17 protein-coding genes are annotated in these 15,884 nt (G+C 56.7%); 5 read left to right on the top strand and 12 right to left on the bottom strand.

What is annotated here, in order from left to right:
- The first annotated feature begins 518 nt into the window (after positions 1 to 518).
- From JCM12296_RS25570 to JCM12296_RS51565, 3 genes are all read left to right on the top strand, one after another.
- Entirely contained in the window at positions 519 to 1,283 is a 765-nt protein-coding gene (locus JCM12296_RS25570) for an ABC transporter ATP-binding protein (RefSeq protein WP_054699216.1), read from the top strand.
- Positions 1,264 to 1,923, top strand: a complete 660-nt coding sequence (locus JCM12296_RS25565) for a SufD family Fe-S cluster assembly protein (RefSeq protein WP_246804861.1) — start codon at positions 1,264 to 1,266, stop codon at positions 1,921 to 1,923. The genes JCM12296_RS25570 and JCM12296_RS25565 overlap by 20 nt, the downstream gene beginning before the upstream one ends.
- Before the next feature lie 83 nt (positions 1,924 to 2,006).
- The gene (locus JCM12296_RS51565; RefSeq protein ID WP_479690883.1) at positions 2,007 to 2,183 is read left to right on the top strand and encodes a SufD family Fe-S cluster assembly protein; all 177 of its coding nucleotides are present in this window, start codon (positions 2,007 to 2,009) and stop codon (positions 2,181 to 2,183) included.
- A gap of 72 nt (positions 2,184 to 2,255) precedes the next feature.
- On the opposite strand, the gene JCM12296_RS25560 is transcribed toward JCM12296_RS51565, so the two are convergent.
- The 6 genes from JCM12296_RS25560 to JCM12296_RS25535 form a co-directional block, all read right to left on the bottom strand.
- A complete protein-coding gene (locus JCM12296_RS25560) occupies positions 2,256 to 2,786 on the bottom strand; it encodes an SLATT domain-containing protein (protein WP_054699214.1) in 531 nt (176 codons plus the stop codon).
- Positions 2,787 to 2,839: 53 nt separating this feature from the next.
- Positions 2,840 to 3,934, bottom strand: coding sequence for a hypothetical protein (locus JCM12296_RS25555; protein ID WP_054699212.1), 1,095 nt, complete (start codon positions 3,932 to 3,934; stop codon positions 2,840 to 2,842).
- Positions 3,921 to 4,739 (bottom strand): C1 family peptidase, encoded by an 819-nt coding sequence (locus tag JCM12296_RS25550; RefSeq protein WP_054699210.1) that lies wholly within the window; start codon positions 4,737 to 4,739, stop codon positions 3,921 to 3,923. Before JCM12296_RS25550 ends, JCM12296_RS25555 begins: the two co-directional genes overlap by 14 nt.
- 817 nt (positions 4,740 to 5,556) lie before the next feature.
- On the bottom strand, positions 5,557 to 7,311 hold the full coding sequence (locus tag JCM12296_RS25545) for a bifunctional metallophosphatase/5'-nucleotidase (RefSeq protein ID WP_054699208.1): 1,755 nt from the start codon (positions 7,309 to 7,311) through the stop codon (positions 5,557 to 5,559).
- 233 nt (positions 7,312 to 7,544) lie between these two features.
- Positions 7,545 to 8,537 (bottom strand): MFS transporter, encoded by a 993-nt coding sequence (locus JCM12296_RS25540; protein WP_218188271.1) that lies wholly within the window; start codon positions 8,535 to 8,537, stop codon positions 7,545 to 7,547.
- Between the two features lie 192 nt (positions 8,538 to 8,729).
- Positions 8,730 to 10,784: a bifunctional DedA family/phosphatase PAP2 family protein gene (locus JCM12296_RS25535; RefSeq protein WP_054699206.1), complete on the bottom strand. Its 2,055-nt coding sequence runs from the start codon at positions 10,782 to 10,784 to the stop codon at positions 8,730 to 8,732.
- A 121-nt stretch (positions 10,785 to 10,905) separates the two neighbouring features.
- Here JCM12296_RS25535 and JCM12296_RS25530 point away from each other — a divergent pair, with 121 nt between their 5' ends.
- Together JCM12296_RS25530 and JCM12296_RS25525 are read left to right on the top strand one after the other, a co-directional pair.
- The gene (locus JCM12296_RS25530) at positions 10,906 to 12,021 is read left to right on the top strand and encodes an AAA family ATPase (protein ID WP_054699204.1); all 1,116 of its coding nucleotides are present in this window, start codon (positions 10,906 to 10,908) and stop codon (positions 12,019 to 12,021) included.
- Positions 12,022 to 12,025: 4 nt separating this feature from the next.
- Positions 12,026 to 12,718, top strand: a complete 693-nt coding sequence (locus tag JCM12296_RS25525; RefSeq protein ID WP_054699202.1) for a DUF4276 family protein — start codon at positions 12,026 to 12,028, stop codon at positions 12,716 to 12,718.
- 66 nt (positions 12,719 to 12,784) lie between these two features.
- Here JCM12296_RS25525 and JCM12296_RS25520 read toward each other — a convergent pair whose 3' ends face one another.
- The 6 genes from JCM12296_RS25520 to JCM12296_RS25500 all read right to left on the bottom strand — a co-directional run.
- A complete protein-coding gene (locus JCM12296_RS25520; RefSeq protein WP_172684101.1) occupies positions 12,785 to 13,027 on the bottom strand; it encodes a DegV family protein in 243 nt (80 codons plus the stop codon).
- Positions 13,024 to 13,986 (bottom strand): DegV family protein, encoded by a 963-nt coding sequence (locus tag JCM12296_RS25515; protein ID WP_083456518.1) that lies wholly within the window; start codon positions 13,984 to 13,986, stop codon positions 13,024 to 13,026. The genes JCM12296_RS25520 and JCM12296_RS25515 overlap by 4 nt, the downstream gene beginning before the upstream one ends.
- A complete protein-coding gene (locus JCM12296_RS25510) occupies positions 13,920 to 14,495 on the bottom strand; it encodes a DAK2 domain-containing protein (protein ID WP_054699195.1) in 576 nt (191 codons plus the stop codon). The genes JCM12296_RS25515 and JCM12296_RS25510 overlap by 67 nt, the downstream gene beginning before the upstream one ends.
- 3 nt (positions 14,496 to 14,498) lie before the next feature.
- On the bottom strand, positions 14,499 to 14,882 hold the full coding sequence (locus JCM12296_RS25505) for an acyl-CoA thioesterase (protein WP_246804859.1): 384 nt from the start codon (positions 14,880 to 14,882) through the stop codon (positions 14,499 to 14,501).
- Between the two features lie 37 nt (positions 14,883 to 14,919).
- Positions 14,920 to 15,090 carry an AMP-binding enzyme gene (locus JCM12296_RS37010; protein WP_172684100.1) on the bottom strand — a complete coding sequence of 57 codons (171 nt, stop codon included), beginning with the start codon at positions 15,088 to 15,090 and terminating at the stop codon, positions 14,920 to 14,922.
- A 2-nt stretch (positions 15,091 to 15,092) separates the two neighbouring features.
- Positions 15,093 to 15,884: AMP-binding protein (locus JCM12296_RS25500; RefSeq protein WP_157067894.1), on the bottom strand; the 792-nt coding region annotated here is incomplete at its 5' end.

Raw genomic sequence — 15,884 nt, 5'->3', positions numbered from 1 at the left:
GCCACGGCCTTCGGCGGCACGCCGGGCCTGACCAACTATCTCATCCTGGCCGGCACCGGCCTTGCCGCCTTCATTTTCGCCATGCTGACCGTGAAAAAGGCGAGGGATTGAAGTGTTCATCCAGAATTGACGGATTCGTAAAAAGCCCGATATCGGCGTTACGCGTATCCTTCGTCACTGCGGCGTACGAGAAAGTACGCCTCATTCCTTAAGGATTCGCAAGCTTGATCTCGGGCTTTTTACGAATCCGTCGGAAATGCGACTTTTTACGAGTTCATCAGAATTGACCCATTTGCCTGATTCTGGAGGAACACCACCTATCGCCGACGCATTCATTTTCAACGGCGAGTTGCATCTCGCTGAGAATGTCTAATATTGGTCGAAAGAATACAAATCAGGGTCAACTGAAAAACACCACCCGGCGCTGAAGCGACGTCAAGCTACGGCTCCCGGCGGAGCGCCGCCCATGGATGACGGGTCATGGCGACGACAGGCGATACGAGGAGGGTCGGAAACTCATGCTCGAAATGAAAAATATCTCTTTCCGGGTCGAAGAACCGGATGCCGAACCTGAAAACAACGGCACGCGAACGATTATCGACGATTTCAACTTTACCTTCGAACCCGGACGGTTTTACGCCATCACCGGACCCAACGGATCCGGCAAGACAACCCTGGCCAAACTGATTATGGGCATCAACCAACCCAACAAGGGATCCATTGTTTTCAATGGCGTGGACATCACCGACAAACCCATCCACGAACGGTCCAACGCGGGCATCGTCTACGCGTTTCAGCAGCCGGCCCGCTTCAAGGGCACCACTTTCAGGGATCTTCTTGCCATCGCCATGGGCAGCGAAGACGAAGACAAGCTGATCGATATCATCGCCAGGGTTGGCGTTTGCTCATTGGATTTCCTGGATAAGCCGGTGGACAGCAAACTATCCGGCGGCGAAATCAAAAAAATCGAGCTGGCGACGGTGATCGCCCGCAATCCGCAACTGGCCATCTACGACGAGCCCGATACCGGTATCGACCTGTGGACCATTGGTCCCATGGTCGATCTGCTCAAACGCGAGCAGATCAAGAACCACACCACGACCATCGTCGTCAGCCATAATCGGGCGTTTCTTCAGGCGGCCGATACCCTGCTTTTGATCCGGAACGGAAAGATTGCCTACACCGGCGATCTGGAAGGCGCGATGCCGATCCTCGACGACCTGAGTGTCTGCACATTCGGTGACACCTGCGAAGGAGAAGTCAATGCTCGATGCTATCGATAAACAACTATTGAAGGCCGTGGCCGATTTGGAAGGCATCCCCAAGGGGGCCTATAACATCCGAAAAAACGGGCAGTTGTTAAGCCGGCAGGTGTCGGCCAACATCAATATCGAGGCCGATGAAAAGCGCAACGGCATCATCGTCGAGGTCAAGCCCGGGACGCTGAATGAATCCGTTCACATCCCCGTGATCCTCTCCCAAGCCGGCCTCCACGATGTGGTCTACAATACGTTCATTATCGGCGAGGGGGCCGACGTGACCATCGTCGCCGGCTGCGGGATTCACTGTGGCGGCAAACAATCCGAGGGACACTCGGGAATTCACGAGTTCATCATCAAATCCGGTGCGCGGGTCAAATACGTGGAGAAACATGCCGCCATCGGTGAGGGCAGCGGCCGGCGCATCCTGAACCCCACCACCAAGGTCACCCTGGAAACCGACGCCTTTGCTGAGATGGAACTGACCCAGCTCGGAGGGGTGGACGAGGCCAAACGGCTTAACGAGGCGGTGATCGGTGCCGGCAGCGCACTCTTCATCGCCGAACGGGTGATGACCGACGGCCGTCAGGTGGCCGAGTCGAAAAACGAAATCGACCTGGTGGGCGACAAGAGCAAGGCCAATATTGTCTCCCGATCGTCCTGAAGGGGGATTCCGTCCAGAATTTCTACGTCAACCTGACCGCCAAGGCCGCGTGTTATGGCCACATCGAGTGTGACGCGATCCTCATGGACAATGGAAGAAACGAGACCGTGCCGGCCCTGAAAGCGCTGCATCCGGATGCCGAACTCACCCATGAGGCCTCCATCGGCAAGATCGCCAACGATCAGTTGATGAAGCTCATGACCCTGGGGCTTTCCTACGACGATGCGGTCAACCGGATTATTCAGGGTTTTTTGAAATAATCGCCCTTGGTCAACCCGCAAACCCCATACTTTTAGAATACAACGGGCGCGCCCATCTGGCGCGCCCTGTTTTTATGGTGTTGCTGGCATTGTCATGGGCTTGACATCAAAGCGGGTTCTGAATAGTGAGAAAGTGCCGATTGAAGGAGATTGCCCGATCACTTCTTCATGTTGCGCCAGAATTTCTTCGAGGATCTCTTTTCGCCTTTCTGCTGAATCTGGCCATAAGACCATCTGCATTTCTATCTCTTTTTTCAACAAACCGAATTTCACCGCAGCGTTATGGTGCTGCTCAGCTCTTTCCGGAAACCTGAGAAATGTCTGCAAGGCCGCCAGAACAGGTGCCAATACACTCAATAGAGATACGACTTTGGCCTCAAGCCCCATGTTTCCTTCCGCTTTCCAGGGATATTGGGTTTCCGCCAGCGCCTCCAACAAGCCAAATATGTCGGATGCAACAATAACGGTAATAATGACCAGCGGAATGCCCAATGCATAATTGAAGACGCGGCATGCGGTTGCACTTCGATAGTGCGCCTTTTCTGACTTATGAAATCTGAACTGCCATTTGATCAATAGTTTCTCATACGCTTGCGGTTCCAACGTTTTTTCCTCCCTTCACTATTTTCTCTCATCTTGAATAGGTATTCGTTAAATCAATAGCCTTCCATTTCGTGTTCTTTGAATGGCTTTGGCGGCGTCTTGCCGAGGATGCGTTTCAGGATCGAATTCATCGTCCTGAAGTCGTTGTCAAACCCTCCGTGTGACGTGCTTCGGGTGACATTGCCTTTGCGGCCGTCGGAGTAGTGGATCGTCAAACGCGGTGTGTTCTGGACCGCCTCGCAATAGCGCTGCATGCCGAGAAGGGGCTTGCCGACCTTGCGCTCAAAGGCGCGGGAAACAAGATACAACAGGGATTTGCGGTATGCATAGACGACGTTGTCGTCCTTTTCCAGGGGATCGGTGAGGTTGTAGATATCCAGGGTCGGGAGAATCGCGAGATGGGGAGGGTGGTGCTTTTCTCCCAGCCGGGGATGGTAATGGGCGTTGAAGAAGTCGATCGTACATGCCGGTGCCATCAGGCTGCAACTTTTGATCCGATCCGGCATGTCCAATACATCCAGTGCGTCGAGCAAATGACCGAGCAGTACGGCGCCGGTGCTATGCCCCGCCAAGTGCAGTTGCAGACCGGTATCCTTCAATGCTTCGACAAAGGTGCGGATGACCTCGATTCCGTCACCCATGCGGCCATCTTTCTCCGACTGGAAGGGCAGGCGCGCGTCGCGCTTCATCTCCTCCCAGATTGCCGTTCCCGGTTTGCGCAAGGCGTCTTCGATCAATTTGTCGCTGAAATCGGCCAGCTTCTCTTCAATATCGCTGAAAAAACCTTTTGCCTGGGTTCCGCTGAAAGCGCGGACCACCGTATCCTTGATCTCTTCGGCCAGACCGGTGTCGTACATCACATGAAACGGGTAGATGCCATTGCGCTTGAAGCCCGCTTTCAGGGCCGCAATCCGCCGGGCCGAGTCTTTGGGGCTGTTCAGCCCCCCGTGGGCGTAGAGCAAGAGATGTTGGTATTTCTTTTGTGTGACCGATGCCTTTAACCGTTCGGCCGTTTGCTGAATGTCTTCCAGGGAGCTCCAATAGTCGCCGTGGGGCTTGAACTTACCGTCGTCGAAGTGGACAAAATGACCGGCGATTTCAAGCCGCTTGGGAGCGGCTTTGCCACCTTCGGCTTCAGCGTCGATCAACGAGCGCGCGGTAATGCCAAAAAATTTGCGGTGTGGCGATGGCCAGCCGGAATACCCATCCGTCGCTGATATTTCTCAGCCAGTCCTCATAGCGCCACAGGGCAAAGCCCTGGCTGCCCCAATCGTTTCCCCAGGAATTCTGAATGATGAACCCCTTGCTGGTATACCCGACGATAGCGAAGGCGTGCCCACCGGTCATTGTCGTACTCGGCGTAATAACGGCAAGGTCCGACTTCCGCGAAGCCCTGGGTCGCGACCATCCGGAATGGACCTTGGCCGACACATAGATGGCGCCGACTTCGTTCAGTGCCGTGTGATAATCATTGATTTCCGCACGCAGACGGTAGTAGGCGCCCAGCGTGTTGGCACGTGCCGTATAGGCACGTTCGACGGTCAATTCGTCGGGGTCGTTTCCATCATAGGGCCAGTCCGTTTCACTGCAGACCCCCATGTTTTTCCAGCCGCGAATCGCGCCCCGGCAGCTTGAGCCGTCATAATCTTCTCCGGGCCACTCGTCATGTTTCTTGGCCATTTCGTAAAGCATCCGGGGGCTGGCCATGAAGTCCGCATGCTGCCTTTGAGCGTTGAGTAAATTGATGACCGCGGCAAGGCCGAAACCGGTACAGGATCCCTCCTGTCCTTGATCAAGGATTTGCGGTACGGCTTTGCGATAGTCCAGAGATGGTTTGAGTTGAATCAGGGCGGGTTCGTACATCCGGTCCCGGATATCGGGCGGATCCTTGCGGGCATTGAGCCGACGCTGTTCTCCCGCTGCTTTCATGGATTGGGTTTCATGGTGGGGCATGCTAACCTCCTTTTGGGGACGCGTTGTAAGGGACGACGACAACGCATGCCAAGAGAGAAGAAAAAGGGATTGTCATCTATCGACACCCTGGCGATACCGTAAAACGGTCAGGCGCTTCCATTCAGCATCGATCAAAACGAGAAGGCGTGCGGTTCGCAAAGGCGCGTAGGTGTTGAAAAACATGTGTGGTGGATCAAACCATGATGAACTCGTAAAAAGTCGCGTTTCCGACGGATTCGTAAAAAGCCTGAGATCAAGGCTTGCGAATCCTGAGGAATGAGGCGTACTTAGCGTACGCCGCAGTGACGAAGGATGAAGCGTAACGCCGATATCGGGCTTTTTACGAATCCGTCAAACCATGCATCTATTCAACGGCAATCGGATTGGAGGCGTCAGGGACGGTTGGGCGCAGAACATATTTGTGGTCCACACCAACAACGATCGAATGGGCACCGCAATGACACATGGAATTTTATTGAACCGATTCTCAAGCAAAAACTGTGCGAATAGATTCATAATTTGTCAAGTTTTAGTAAAATACTTTTAAATCAAAAATATGAATAATATTTTGATCGATGGGTTGCTTTTGAATCAGGTAAAAAATAGGAGAAGAATTTTCATAGTGTGGTAATCATTTCACAGTTCATGGGAAGTATTTCGGGGTGAGGGGAGGCGCGCGGGTGGTGATCAGGGGCTAGGGTGAAGGACGGTAAGACGCTTTTTACCTGCTCATCAATTAGGCGGCTGAACAGGAAAATGAAAATGCCAGCACCGCAAACGGCGCTGGCATTTTGACGATGGCTGGATCAATGCAGTCTTATTCGACCGTGCCGATTCGACCTTCTATGGCATAGCTGAACGGCTGGTCGAGTGCCTGCACGAATTGAATCAAAGCATCCAGGTCGATGGGGCCGACTTCGGGATTGGCACCTTCGGCCAGGACGGTGAAATTATCCCCGCCCTCGGCGAGAAAGCTGTTGACGGTAACGGTATAGGTGGCGCTGAGCTCCAGCGGCGTGCCATTGACAATGACGTTACTGACCAGATCGTTCGCTTCCCAATTTTCATGGCGTGTTCCGTTGGGATCCCAGGTATAGGTCAGGCCGGCGATCTGAAGCATGCGATCATAGGGCTGGTAGGGGGTGAATTGCTGGTTGAGCAGGTCGCGGATCTGCTGGCCGGTGAGTTCCATTTTGATTAGGTAGTTGTTAAACGGCTGAACCGTATAGAGTTCTCCCCAGGTGACTTCACCGGCGTCAAGATCGGCGCGGATGCCGCCCGGATTCATGAAGGCAACGTCGGTCCCCATGGCGCTTTTCTGGGCATCCGCGATCAGGTTGCCCATGGCGGCTTCGCCGGCTTCGCTCTGGGTGCTGCTGATCGTCGTGGCGGCTTCGCCAATATACTGACCGGTCAACTCGGCGGTGGCATTTTCAGCCTGCTCCACCAGTGCGGCCGCTTCCGCGTCCGGTTCCAACCCAGGGCCGGCATCGGCCCAGGTGGTGACGACTTGAGCGAACTTTTCCACCACATCACCACTTTTTCGGTCGATGACCAGCTCGGTGTCTCCGTAAGCCGTTCCCTTGGACCATGCCTGGGTGAGAAGAATTCGGCCACCGTCGTCGGTGTCGATCAGTGCATTGGAAAAACCGTGGGAATGGCCGCTGATCACCACATCCACTTCACTGTCGAGTGCCTTGACGATATCGACCACCTCACCGGAAACCGCATCCGAATCCGGATCGGTCGAGCCATCATAGCTTGTCTGGCTGCCACCCTGGTGAAGCAAGACCACGATGGTCTCGACGCCCCACCATTTCAGCCGGCGGACCTGCCGGTTGATGGCTTCAGCCTCATCGAGGAAGGTCAGTCCCGCGATGCCGGAAGCGGTGACGATAGATGCCGTATCCTCGAGCACGGCACCGATAAAGGCCACCGGGATATTTTTGACCAGCTTGACCACAAACGGCGGCAGCAGCGGACGATCGGTGTCCTCAAAGACGACATTGGTGCAGACATGGGAAAACGCAGCACCCTGCCAGGGATCCTGGAGAAAGGGCCCGTCGGCATGGTTCCCACCATAGAACAGACGCAGCATTTCCGCATAGCCCTCGTCGAATTCATGATTGCCGACCGTGCCAACGAGATTGCATTGGGGGTTCATCCGATGGCGCGGAGTGCAGAATCGGTTGCCAAGCTGATTGAAGAACTGAATCGTCGGCTCATCCTGGAGCAGGGCGGACTCCGGCACGGAGGCGCCCACCAGATCTCCGGCATGCACGATGAAGGTCTCACCGTCAAACGCCGCTTCAGCCGCTTTGAGGTATGCCGCCAGGACCGGCGCACTGCCCACCGGGCGTCCGCTTACATAGCGGCCTTCAGTGATTTGACCGTGGAAGTCGTTGATCGATAGAATCTGAACCGCCACGGTTTTTTCCAGTTTGCCAGCACATTTTTTTTCGGCGCCATGGCGGCCGGCCAAGGCCGGTGTTGCGCCCCATGCCGTCATGCACAGGGCGATCACGGCAACCACGACGCGGTGCCAGCAGGGATTTCTCCTGGTCCGTTTCATCTGAACAGCTCCTTATTCTGAGGTTGATACGCTTGTTCGGCCGGCTTGCACGTGCAGCCGGCACGGCCTGTTTGTGGCATGAAAGCAACAGCAACCCGGCAGCTGATGGGCGGGGTTACCAGTCGCATCGAATATGGGATCCAGATGAATGTTTGATGAGAATTGAATTAGGGTTTCATTTGGAAAGGGAGACCAGCGATGGATGCGCGATAGGGAAGATGCACGAAAATACGCTAACGGGATGACGCCGCCAAACCGGCTATCGCCAATGTGCAAAAGAGTGCGCCCGCGTAGAAGGTATAGGCCGCACCCAGCCATTCCCATAACAATCCTGCCAAGATGCTCGCCAGCAGCATGGCAAGCCCACTAACCAGATTGAAGATCCCGAAGGCCGTCCCACGCAACGCTGGCGGTGCGGCATTGGCGACCATGCTGGCGAGCAAGCCTTGGGTCATGCCCATATGCACGCCCCACAATGCAACGCCAGATAGCGTTGTGGCCCAGAGATCATCGATTGCCAGGAAAAGGTTGGCCACGATGAGAACAATGAGTCCCGTTACCAGCAGCAGGCGATGGCCAAGACGGTCCGAAAGCTTACCGAAAGGGTATGCCGTCAGGCTGTAGAAAAGGTTCATGGCGACCATCACCAGCGGCACGAACGCGAGCGGGAAGTGATTTTGCCGGGCGCGCAAGACCAAGAATGCTTCACTGAACCGCGCCAGTGTGATCACTGCACCGATACCGACAATCCACCAGTATCGCCGTTCAAGATGCTTCAGATGCGTGAATTGGATTGGACGGGCCAGCTTCCCGCCACCCTGACATCCGGGCTCCTGGATGCCGCAAAAGAGCAAGACGACCGCGATTGCACCTGGAATGACGGCGACCCAGAATACGGCCCGGATCTGATTGGCCCACAGAAGCATCAGGCCGGTCGCCAACAGCGGGCCGATCAATGCACCGGCGGAATCCATGGACTGCCTCAGGCCGAAGGCGGCGCCTCGCAGGTGTTCCGGCGTCAGATCCGCAACCAGCGCATCGCGAGGCGCACCGCGAACGCCCTTGCCCAATCGATCCAGCATGCGGGCGGTGAACACAAGGCCGATGCTGGAGGCGATCGCAAACAGGGGTTTGGTCAAGGTACTCAGCCCATATCCCAAAACGGCCAGCCCCTTGCGCCTTCCGAGATAATCGCTCAACACGCCGGAGAACAGCTTGACGATCAAGCCGTCGATTCCGCCAGCCCCTCGATGATCCCGACGGCAACAGGCTGGCGCCCAGTGTCGTCACCATGAACAGTGGCAGCAAACCATGGATCATTTCCGACGAGATGTCCATCAGCATGCTGACGAAACCAAGAACCCATACCCCGGCAGATATCTGTCCGAACCTCTTTTTCATGGCGGTGGTTATTTCGCTTACCTCTTCTTCGGCGACACCAGGAGCACATCGCCATGCCAGTGCAAGTGATGCAATTCGTTTTCAGCCTGGATCTCATGACCCTTACGGTGGACCCGCCTCACGTCGAAGCCATCGCCAAGCACCTGCGCAATGGCATCTAATGATCGGTCATACTCGCCACTGTCGCTTACGATGGTGACCAAATCCGCCACTTGCTGGCGGCGTTGTTCCGCGATGGTACCAACAAAAACGGGAAGATCATCCCCCGTGATGGCAACATCTGACGACCACAAGCGAAGCACCAGGCGTTTATCCTGGGTTGTGTAGATCAGTTGCAGGCGCTCCGCCCGGCCGTCGTGGAGCCGTGGCAGGGATAATAGGTTTTCAACGGGTGTGTCCGGAGAGAACAACCCCAGGAAGTTGGCCACGCTTAGCGGCGGTGCATGGCGCCATCCCTTTTTCAACAGATCGGCAGCCAGTCTGTCGACCGGTCCGTGCCACTGAAGGGTGAGAGGTTGCTCCCGCTCACCGGCCATGTCAATCCGCCAGGCCGGAAGGTTTCGCCAGGCATCGGACCGCCAGTCTGCCAGGGACATGAATTGGACCTTGCTCCGGGGGGCGTAAAAAACCATGTCTTTCGCGTGGCGCTGGGCCACATGCCAGCTGCCGGCCAGCCCAATGGTGATGATAACCACCATCCCTATCCATCGCCGGGGAACAATTTCAGCGGATCCGTGGAGATAGGCGATGCCCAGCAAGGCCGCCCAACTGGTGCCGATCAGAAGTCCGCCCAAGATATCGGAGAGCCAGTGGGCACCAAGGTAAAGACGGGATAGCCCGATGACAAAGGAGATGACAATTACGCTGGAAAATAGCCCCCATCGCCACACACCGGGCAATTTCCTGGCGAGCAGAATGGCGAGGAATCCGTAGAGGATGACACTCATGGTGGCATGCCCGCTGGGAAACCCATAGGCCGAGGCCCCTTGGTAAATGGCGACCGGCCGCGGCAAATGAATCATCCATTTGAGCAGTTGAACACCAAGAAGACCGCCCACCAGGGTGGCTGCCCAGAAAACAGCGGTGCGGTAGCAACGCTTGCCAAGGAGGACGAGCAGAACAGCAGCGGCCAGGCAAATATTGACAAAAGAATCTCCGAGTTCCGTTACGGTTACGAAAATACGATCCGCCCACGGCGTTCTCAGGGATTGAAAATAGTGGTAGACGGCCTGATCTGCCATGACGAGTGGATCCTTGGCGAGAACATCCTGCAGGACACCCAAGAATCCCCAGCCTGCCATGAACAGCGTGAGAACTAAAAAAAGAAAGAATAGCGCTTCGCTTTGTTGACGAAGAAAAATGATCGAAAGGGCGTTTTTTAATGGCCGCGCAAGCCAATGGACGGGTCTGTCCTGCGTTGTCCAGGCGTGCAGTTCGGCGATCCAGATCGGCCCTTGATGTTCGAGAAGAGATGCCAGTTTGCGGATGAACCAAACAAAGCCCCAGATGCTCGCCAGAAGAATAAAAACAAGCACGGCCAGGCGTGTGCTGACCGCTCCGGCCACCGCCAGCGAGGTCCCGAAAAAAACGCCCGGCAAAACATAGGCCAGCGCCCAGCCGACGGCCGAAAGCACGTTGACGATGGCGAATTGCAGCGGTTGCATGCCCAGCATGCCGGCCACCACGGGAATCACCGGGCGGACCGGCCCCACGAAGCGCCCGAAAAGAACGCTCTTGCCCCCATGCCGTTTAAAAAAGGCCGCACCCATTTGCAGCATGCCGGGATAACGGGAGAACGGCCACATCCGTCGCAAATCTTCATGATAATGATGGCCCAGCCAGTAACTGATGCCATCGCCGGCAATGGCGCCGGCCGCGGCCAGCAACAAGACCGGTTTGAGGGCTAAATGGCCGGTGGCCACGACCGCACCGACGCCGAACATGATCACGGTTCCGGGAACGATCAATCCCACGATGGCAAGGGATTCGGAAAGGGAGATCAGGAAAACGGCGCCATAGGCCAGCGCCGGGTGATGGGTGATAAACGCCAGTACTGTATTCAGGTGGTGCATTCGCTTTTTGCCTTATAAAAATGCAAGCTGACTTGACCTTGCTTTAACCCACTGGTTCCATTAATATGTTCAAAAAAATCCGAAGCGCAAGTGATAAGATCCATAAGAGGGATTCAAACAAATGGCAAAGCCGGAGCTTGATTTCATCACCATAAAAGGGTTTAAAAGCATCGCTTCCGTTGAAAAATTGTCACTGGGACCCATAAACCTCATCATCGGACCCAATGGGTCGGGAAAATCCAATTTTATCGGTGTGTTTTTTTTTCTGCATGCCATCCGGGAAGGCAGACTTAATGATTATGTGCGAAAAGCGGGTGGCGCCGAACAGGTTTTGCATTTCGGCTCTAAAACGACTCGAAAAATTGAACTGAAGGTATCCTTTCAAAATGAAGTCAATCAGTATGAGCTGGTTCTTGAAGCCACAAATGATGATAGCCTCTACCCTGCTGATGAATCCGTGCGATACTGGGAAAAAAGCTACCAGCGGGCGCTTAGGGAATCGCTGCGCAACAGGAAGAGCGGCCTTGAGGCCGGAATAAGTGATTCTCATGTAAAAAGAATCCCTGGTTGGGTCAGAACGCGTTTAGGCCGCTGGCGTTTGTATCATGTTCACGATACCAGCGCTTCTTCACCCCTAAGAAAAACAGCCCAGCTTCACGACAATGCATTTCTACGCCCGGACGGGTCCAATCTTCCAGCTTTTCTATATCTGCTTTCCAAAAAGCATATGACCGAATACAATTTGATTCGTCGTACCATCCAGCGAGTGGCACCATTTTTCGATGATTTTCAGCTTAATCCCGATCGGCTGAACGAAGAAACGATCCGGCTGGAATGGCGGCATAAAAACTCAGATCAGTATTTCGGCGCATCCAGCCTTTCCGATGGGACCTTGCGTTTCATCGCTCTGACAACCCTGTTCCTGCAACCCAAGTCCTTCCTACCATCAGTGATCCTGGTCGACGAACCGGAACTCGGATTGCATCCCCAGGCCATCACCCTGCTGGCATCACTGGTCAAGCAGGCCTCCCGTGAAACCCAGGTGATCTTGTCCACCCAATCATCCCTGTTGCTGGATCATTTCGAACCCGAAGACGTTCTTGTGGCGGATCGTGTAAAAGGTGCGACCGTGCTGACCCGGCTCGATTCCAGAAAACTGGCCCGATGGCTCGAAGAGTACAGCCTGGGGCAGTTATGGGAGAAAAATGAGTTGGGCGGCCGTCCGGGAGCGGAGTAAATCCATGGCCAGGCTGCTTATTCATGTAGAGGGAGAAACCGAGGAAGCTTTTGTCAATGAAGTCTTGAGCGCTCATCTTTATGGCCAAGGCTTTACAATGGTCAGCGCGCGTATCGTAGGTAATGCCCGGCAGCGCAGTCGCAGAGGCGGCATTCGCGCTTGGGCCGCTGTGCGCAGGGACATTATCACTCACTTGCGGGAAGATACGGGTTGTATTGCCACGACCATGGTTGACTACTATGCACTTCCACAATCCGGTGCAAGGGCATGGCCTGGACGCGAAATGGCTGGGAAATTGCCATTTGCCGAAAAGGCCGAGACGATTGAAAATTGTCTGAAGGAAGATATTCACACTGCCATGGGCGAGAGTTTCAATCCGGATCGTTTCATCCCTTTCGTCATGATGCACGAGTTCGAGGGGATGCTCTTCAGCGATTGCCGGCGTTTCGCAGCCGGTATCGGCCGGCCGGATTTGGCATCGGCACTGCAAAACATCCGTGATCAATTCGCCTCGCCGGAGGAAATCAACGACTCTCCTGAGACAGCGCCCTCCAAACGGGTCCTGCAGTTGATTCCAGGATACGAAAAACCGCTGCTGGGAACCTTGGCGGCCCTTGAAATTGGACTTGCGGCAATCCGTGGGGAATGTCCGCATTTTAGGGACTGGCTGAATCGGCTGGAATCACTTGCCACGTGAAAAAGTAGTCTCTGCGGGTCCGCATAATCGAAAAAAGTAAGGCGGCCAAGCTGTACCACCTGGGCGCTATAGCGGCAGATAAGCCACGGCCCAGGTCCCCGGCCCCATGTGCGCCCCGGAGGTCAATGAAATCGGCTGCAGGAGGATTTCCGCCGCCGGGTAACGGGATGCCATCGCCGGCACCACGATGGTTTCGACCCACGGGCGGTTGTTCGTGTATTGCACCAGGATTATGGCTTCGGTGTCTTTGCCCAGGTCGCGGGAGAGGCGCTGCAGGGCAAACGCCAACTGCTCTTCTCGACTTCTCACCACCCCCACCTTGGCGGCGCTTCCGGCTCGGGCGAGATAATCGGCTTGAGATGGAGAAGATCGCCGAAAAATCCCTTGGTTTTGGAAATGCGACCGCCGGCGGCCAGATATTTCAGCGTGTCGAGAAAAACCAGCTCGCGGCTGTTGGTCACCGCCGTTCGGGCAAAGGTTTCGACATCCCCGGCGTTGTCCGCCGTGCGGGCGAAGCGTGCCGTGGCCATGGCGGCGATGCCCAGGCGACCGGAGGCCGACCCCGTATCGATGATCGTCAGGCGTTGGGGAGCGTCGTTTTCCGCTTGCCAGCGGGTGGCCGTCTGATAATTGCCCGTGTACACCGCGCCGACGCACAGGTAGAGCACCCGGTCGAATCGTTGGATAACGCTCTGGTAGGATTGCCGGCGTTCGAAGACCGAGGCTTGGGCCGTGGTGACGCGGATACCGGCAGCCATGGCGGCGTAGAGGTCGGTCGGATCAAGCAAGGTTTCCGGTACCACCCGATCGCCGATGGTCAGATAGCTGCTCAAAAGGGTGACGCCCAGCTGCCGGGCATCCTCGCGTGTCAGTGAACCGGCGGCATCGGTCATGATGTGGATCGGGCCGGCCGCGTTTGATGTTTCTGTCGGCACCGTGAGGTGTTCCTCGCACCATTCGGTCACCGTGCCCAGCTCCGTAAGGCGTCTCCGCAGCCGGTCGCGATCGGGGGTGTGCAGGTGAACCTTGATGCGGTCGGCCCGGCCGCTCAACACGATGCTGCTGCCGCAGTCGCGCAGGTTTTGCTGGACGGTCTGCAAGTCCGCCGCTGCGTGCAGCAAGGTGTTGACGCAGTAGTCATCCGCCTGAAGGGCCGGCGCGTAGCGCGCATCGATGGAAAGACCCGTGGTAAAAATCTCGGTTACCGGGCGCAAGGGGTGGGATGGCGCGAAAATGAATGCCAAAAGGCCTTCGAGAAAAATGAACATGCCCAGGCGCCGGCATCGACCACCCCGGCCTGGGCCAGATCGGGCAACATGGCGGTGGTGGCGGCCACGGCGGTTTCCAACTGCCGGGTCATGGCCGTCCATTGCCGTTGATCGGCCGGCCAGCCACTGCCATCGATGGAATCGGCCAGGGTATCGAAGAGGGTCAGCATGGTGCCCGGCTGGGGATCGATCACGGCCCGGCGGGCCCTGTCCCGGGCATTCGGAATCCGCTGTGCCAGTTCGTCGGGTTGGCGGGTACCGATCAGCTCTCCCAAAAAGGCGCAGGCGATGTTGCCGGAATTGCCCGTGGCCGCCCGCAACAGGTTTTCGCGTTGCTGGACAATGGATGACGCCGGCTGACGCAGGGGCGCCAGGCTGATCTTGAGGTTGGTGCCCGTATCGGCGTCGGCCACGGGAAAGACGTTGATGCGATCCAAGAGATCGGCCCAGGCGGCCAGGCGCTCGTAGCCATGGCAAAGGGCTTGGTCAATGCGCGGCAACGGCGCCATGGACTAAAACCCCAGGGCCCGGGAGATTTCCGGGGGAATTTCGAACTCCATCTCCATCTTCGGCAGGCGCACGGCCAGCTGCTCGCTGCTGCCCCGTGCGCAGAGCGTGTCATCCTTGGCCAGGCGGATGGTGAAGGTCATGGCGATCTTGTAGCGCGCCTCGATGACCTCGGCCCGGCAGATGAAATCGTCGAAATGACGCAAGGGGGAGATGTGCTTGATCGCCGAGCGGGTGACCGGAAAGACCACTTCTTTGCTGATCATGTAGTCGTACAGGTCGATGCCGGCATCGGCGAAAAGACCGAAGCGGGCCACGTCAAAATACTTCAGGTAATTGCCGTGCCAGACGACCTGGAGCGGGTCCAGGTCGTGGAAGGCGACTTTCATCGGGGTTTCGTAGATGTATCCCATGGCATTGACGGGTTCAGGATTCCTTGAAGTAGGCCTCGATCTGCCGGCGATCGTACTTGCCGGCAGCGGTGACCGGTATGCGATCGACAACCTTGATCCGCCGGGGGCGGGCATAAGGTTCCAGGGATGCGGCCGTCAGGGTGTTGAGGCTTTCCACATCGGCGGCACCCTCGACCACGGCCACGATCAGGTTTCCCGGGACCGGCCGACGGGCAGGGCCGTGACCAGCGCTTCACTGACCTGGGGATGCTGCATCAGGCGGTCGCGTACCTCGGCCAGATCCACGCGCTTGCCGCCGACCTTGACCACGCTGTCCGAGCGGCCGGTGAGCATGAAGCGGTCCGGACCGGTGAAGACGGCACGGTCGCCGATTTGGTAGAAACCGGTATCGTCTAGGGGGAGGTTGGGTGAGAGAAATGCCGAGCGTACCCAAAGATTTTCATCGACCCGCTTGACCGTCACCGGCCGGAAGGTGGTGAAGTCGGTTTCGCCCCGGAAGCGATTGCGCGCGGCCACGCCGCCGGTTTCGGTGGAACCGTAGACCTCGTTGATGCCCACCTGGTGGAAGGTCCCGAAGGCTTCGGCATCGGCCTGGTCCAGCATGCCCGCCGAGGAGAAGGCCATGCGCAGGGGAAACTGCCTGCCGGCATGGCCCTTCAAGGCACGGTAGTGGGCCGGCAGGCTGATCAGCACCGTGGCCTGGTGCGCCAGGACACTGTCTTCGATTTCGGCCGGGAAAGAAGGGGTGCCGGCGGCGATGCTGGCCGATGTGACCAGGGCGGCGAGGATGCCGTAAAGCAGCCCGTAGATGTGCAGCGGCGAGGCCGTGGAAACGATGCAGTCGTTGGCATCGATTCCATAGGTGGTCACGATGTTGCGGGTTTCGGCCATCAGGTTGCGGACGGTCTTGGGCCAGCTGCGCGGCGCACCGGTGGAACCGCCGGTGAACAATTGGATCCACGGGCGTCCGCACCGATG

It is taken from the genome of Desulfosarcina cetonica JCM 12296, assembly GCF_001311845.1.
In the GTDB taxonomy this organism is placed as follows: domain Bacteria; phylum Desulfobacterota; class Desulfobacteria; order Desulfobacterales; family Desulfosarcinaceae; genus Desulfosarcina; species Desulfosarcina cetonica.
Note: the sequence above shows the minus strand (reverse complement) of the source record. Positions and strands in the feature narration are given on the sequence as shown.

Coding starts and splice junctions, on each gene's coding strand:
- JCM12296_RS25565 (WP_246804861.1), top strand. CDS start 1,264: ATGCTCGATGCTATCGATAAACAACTATTGAAGGCCGTGGCCGATTTG.
- JCM12296_RS25525 (WP_054699202.1), top strand. CDS start 12,026: ATGGCCAGGCTGCTTATTCATGTAGAGGGAGAAACCGAGGAAGCTTTT.
- JCM12296_RS25545 (WP_054699208.1), bottom strand. CDS start 7,311: ATGAAACGGACCAGGAGAAATCCCTGCTGGCACCGCGTCGTGGTTGCC.
- JCM12296_RS25530 (WP_054699204.1), top strand. CDS start 10,906: ATGGCAAAGCCGGAGCTTGATTTCATCACCATAAAAGGGTTTAAAAGC.
- JCM12296_RS51565 (WP_479690883.1), top strand. CDS start 2,007: ATGGACAATGGAAGAAACGAGACCGTGCCGGCCCTGAAAGCGCTGCAT.
- JCM12296_RS25515 (WP_083456518.1), bottom strand. CDS start 13,986: ATGTTCATTTTTCTCGAAGGCCTTTTGGCATTCATTTTCGCGCCATCC.
- JCM12296_RS25505 (WP_246804859.1), bottom strand. CDS start 14,882: ATGAAAGTCGCCTTCCACGACCTGGACCCGCTCCAGGTCGTCTGGCAC.
- JCM12296_RS25550 (WP_054699210.1), bottom strand. CDS start 4,739: ATGCCCCACCATGAAACCCAATCCATGAAAGCAGCGGGAGAACAGCGT.
- JCM12296_RS25535 (WP_054699206.1), bottom strand. CDS start 10,784: ATGCACCACCTGAATACAGTACTGGCGTTTATCACCCATCACCCGGCG.
- JCM12296_RS25510 (WP_054699195.1), bottom strand. CDS start 14,495: ATGGCGCCGTTGCCGCGCATTGACCAAGCCCTTTGCCATGGCTACGAG.
- JCM12296_RS25570 (WP_054699216.1), top strand. CDS start 519: ATGCTCGAAATGAAAAATATCTCTTTCCGGGTCGAAGAACCGGATGCC.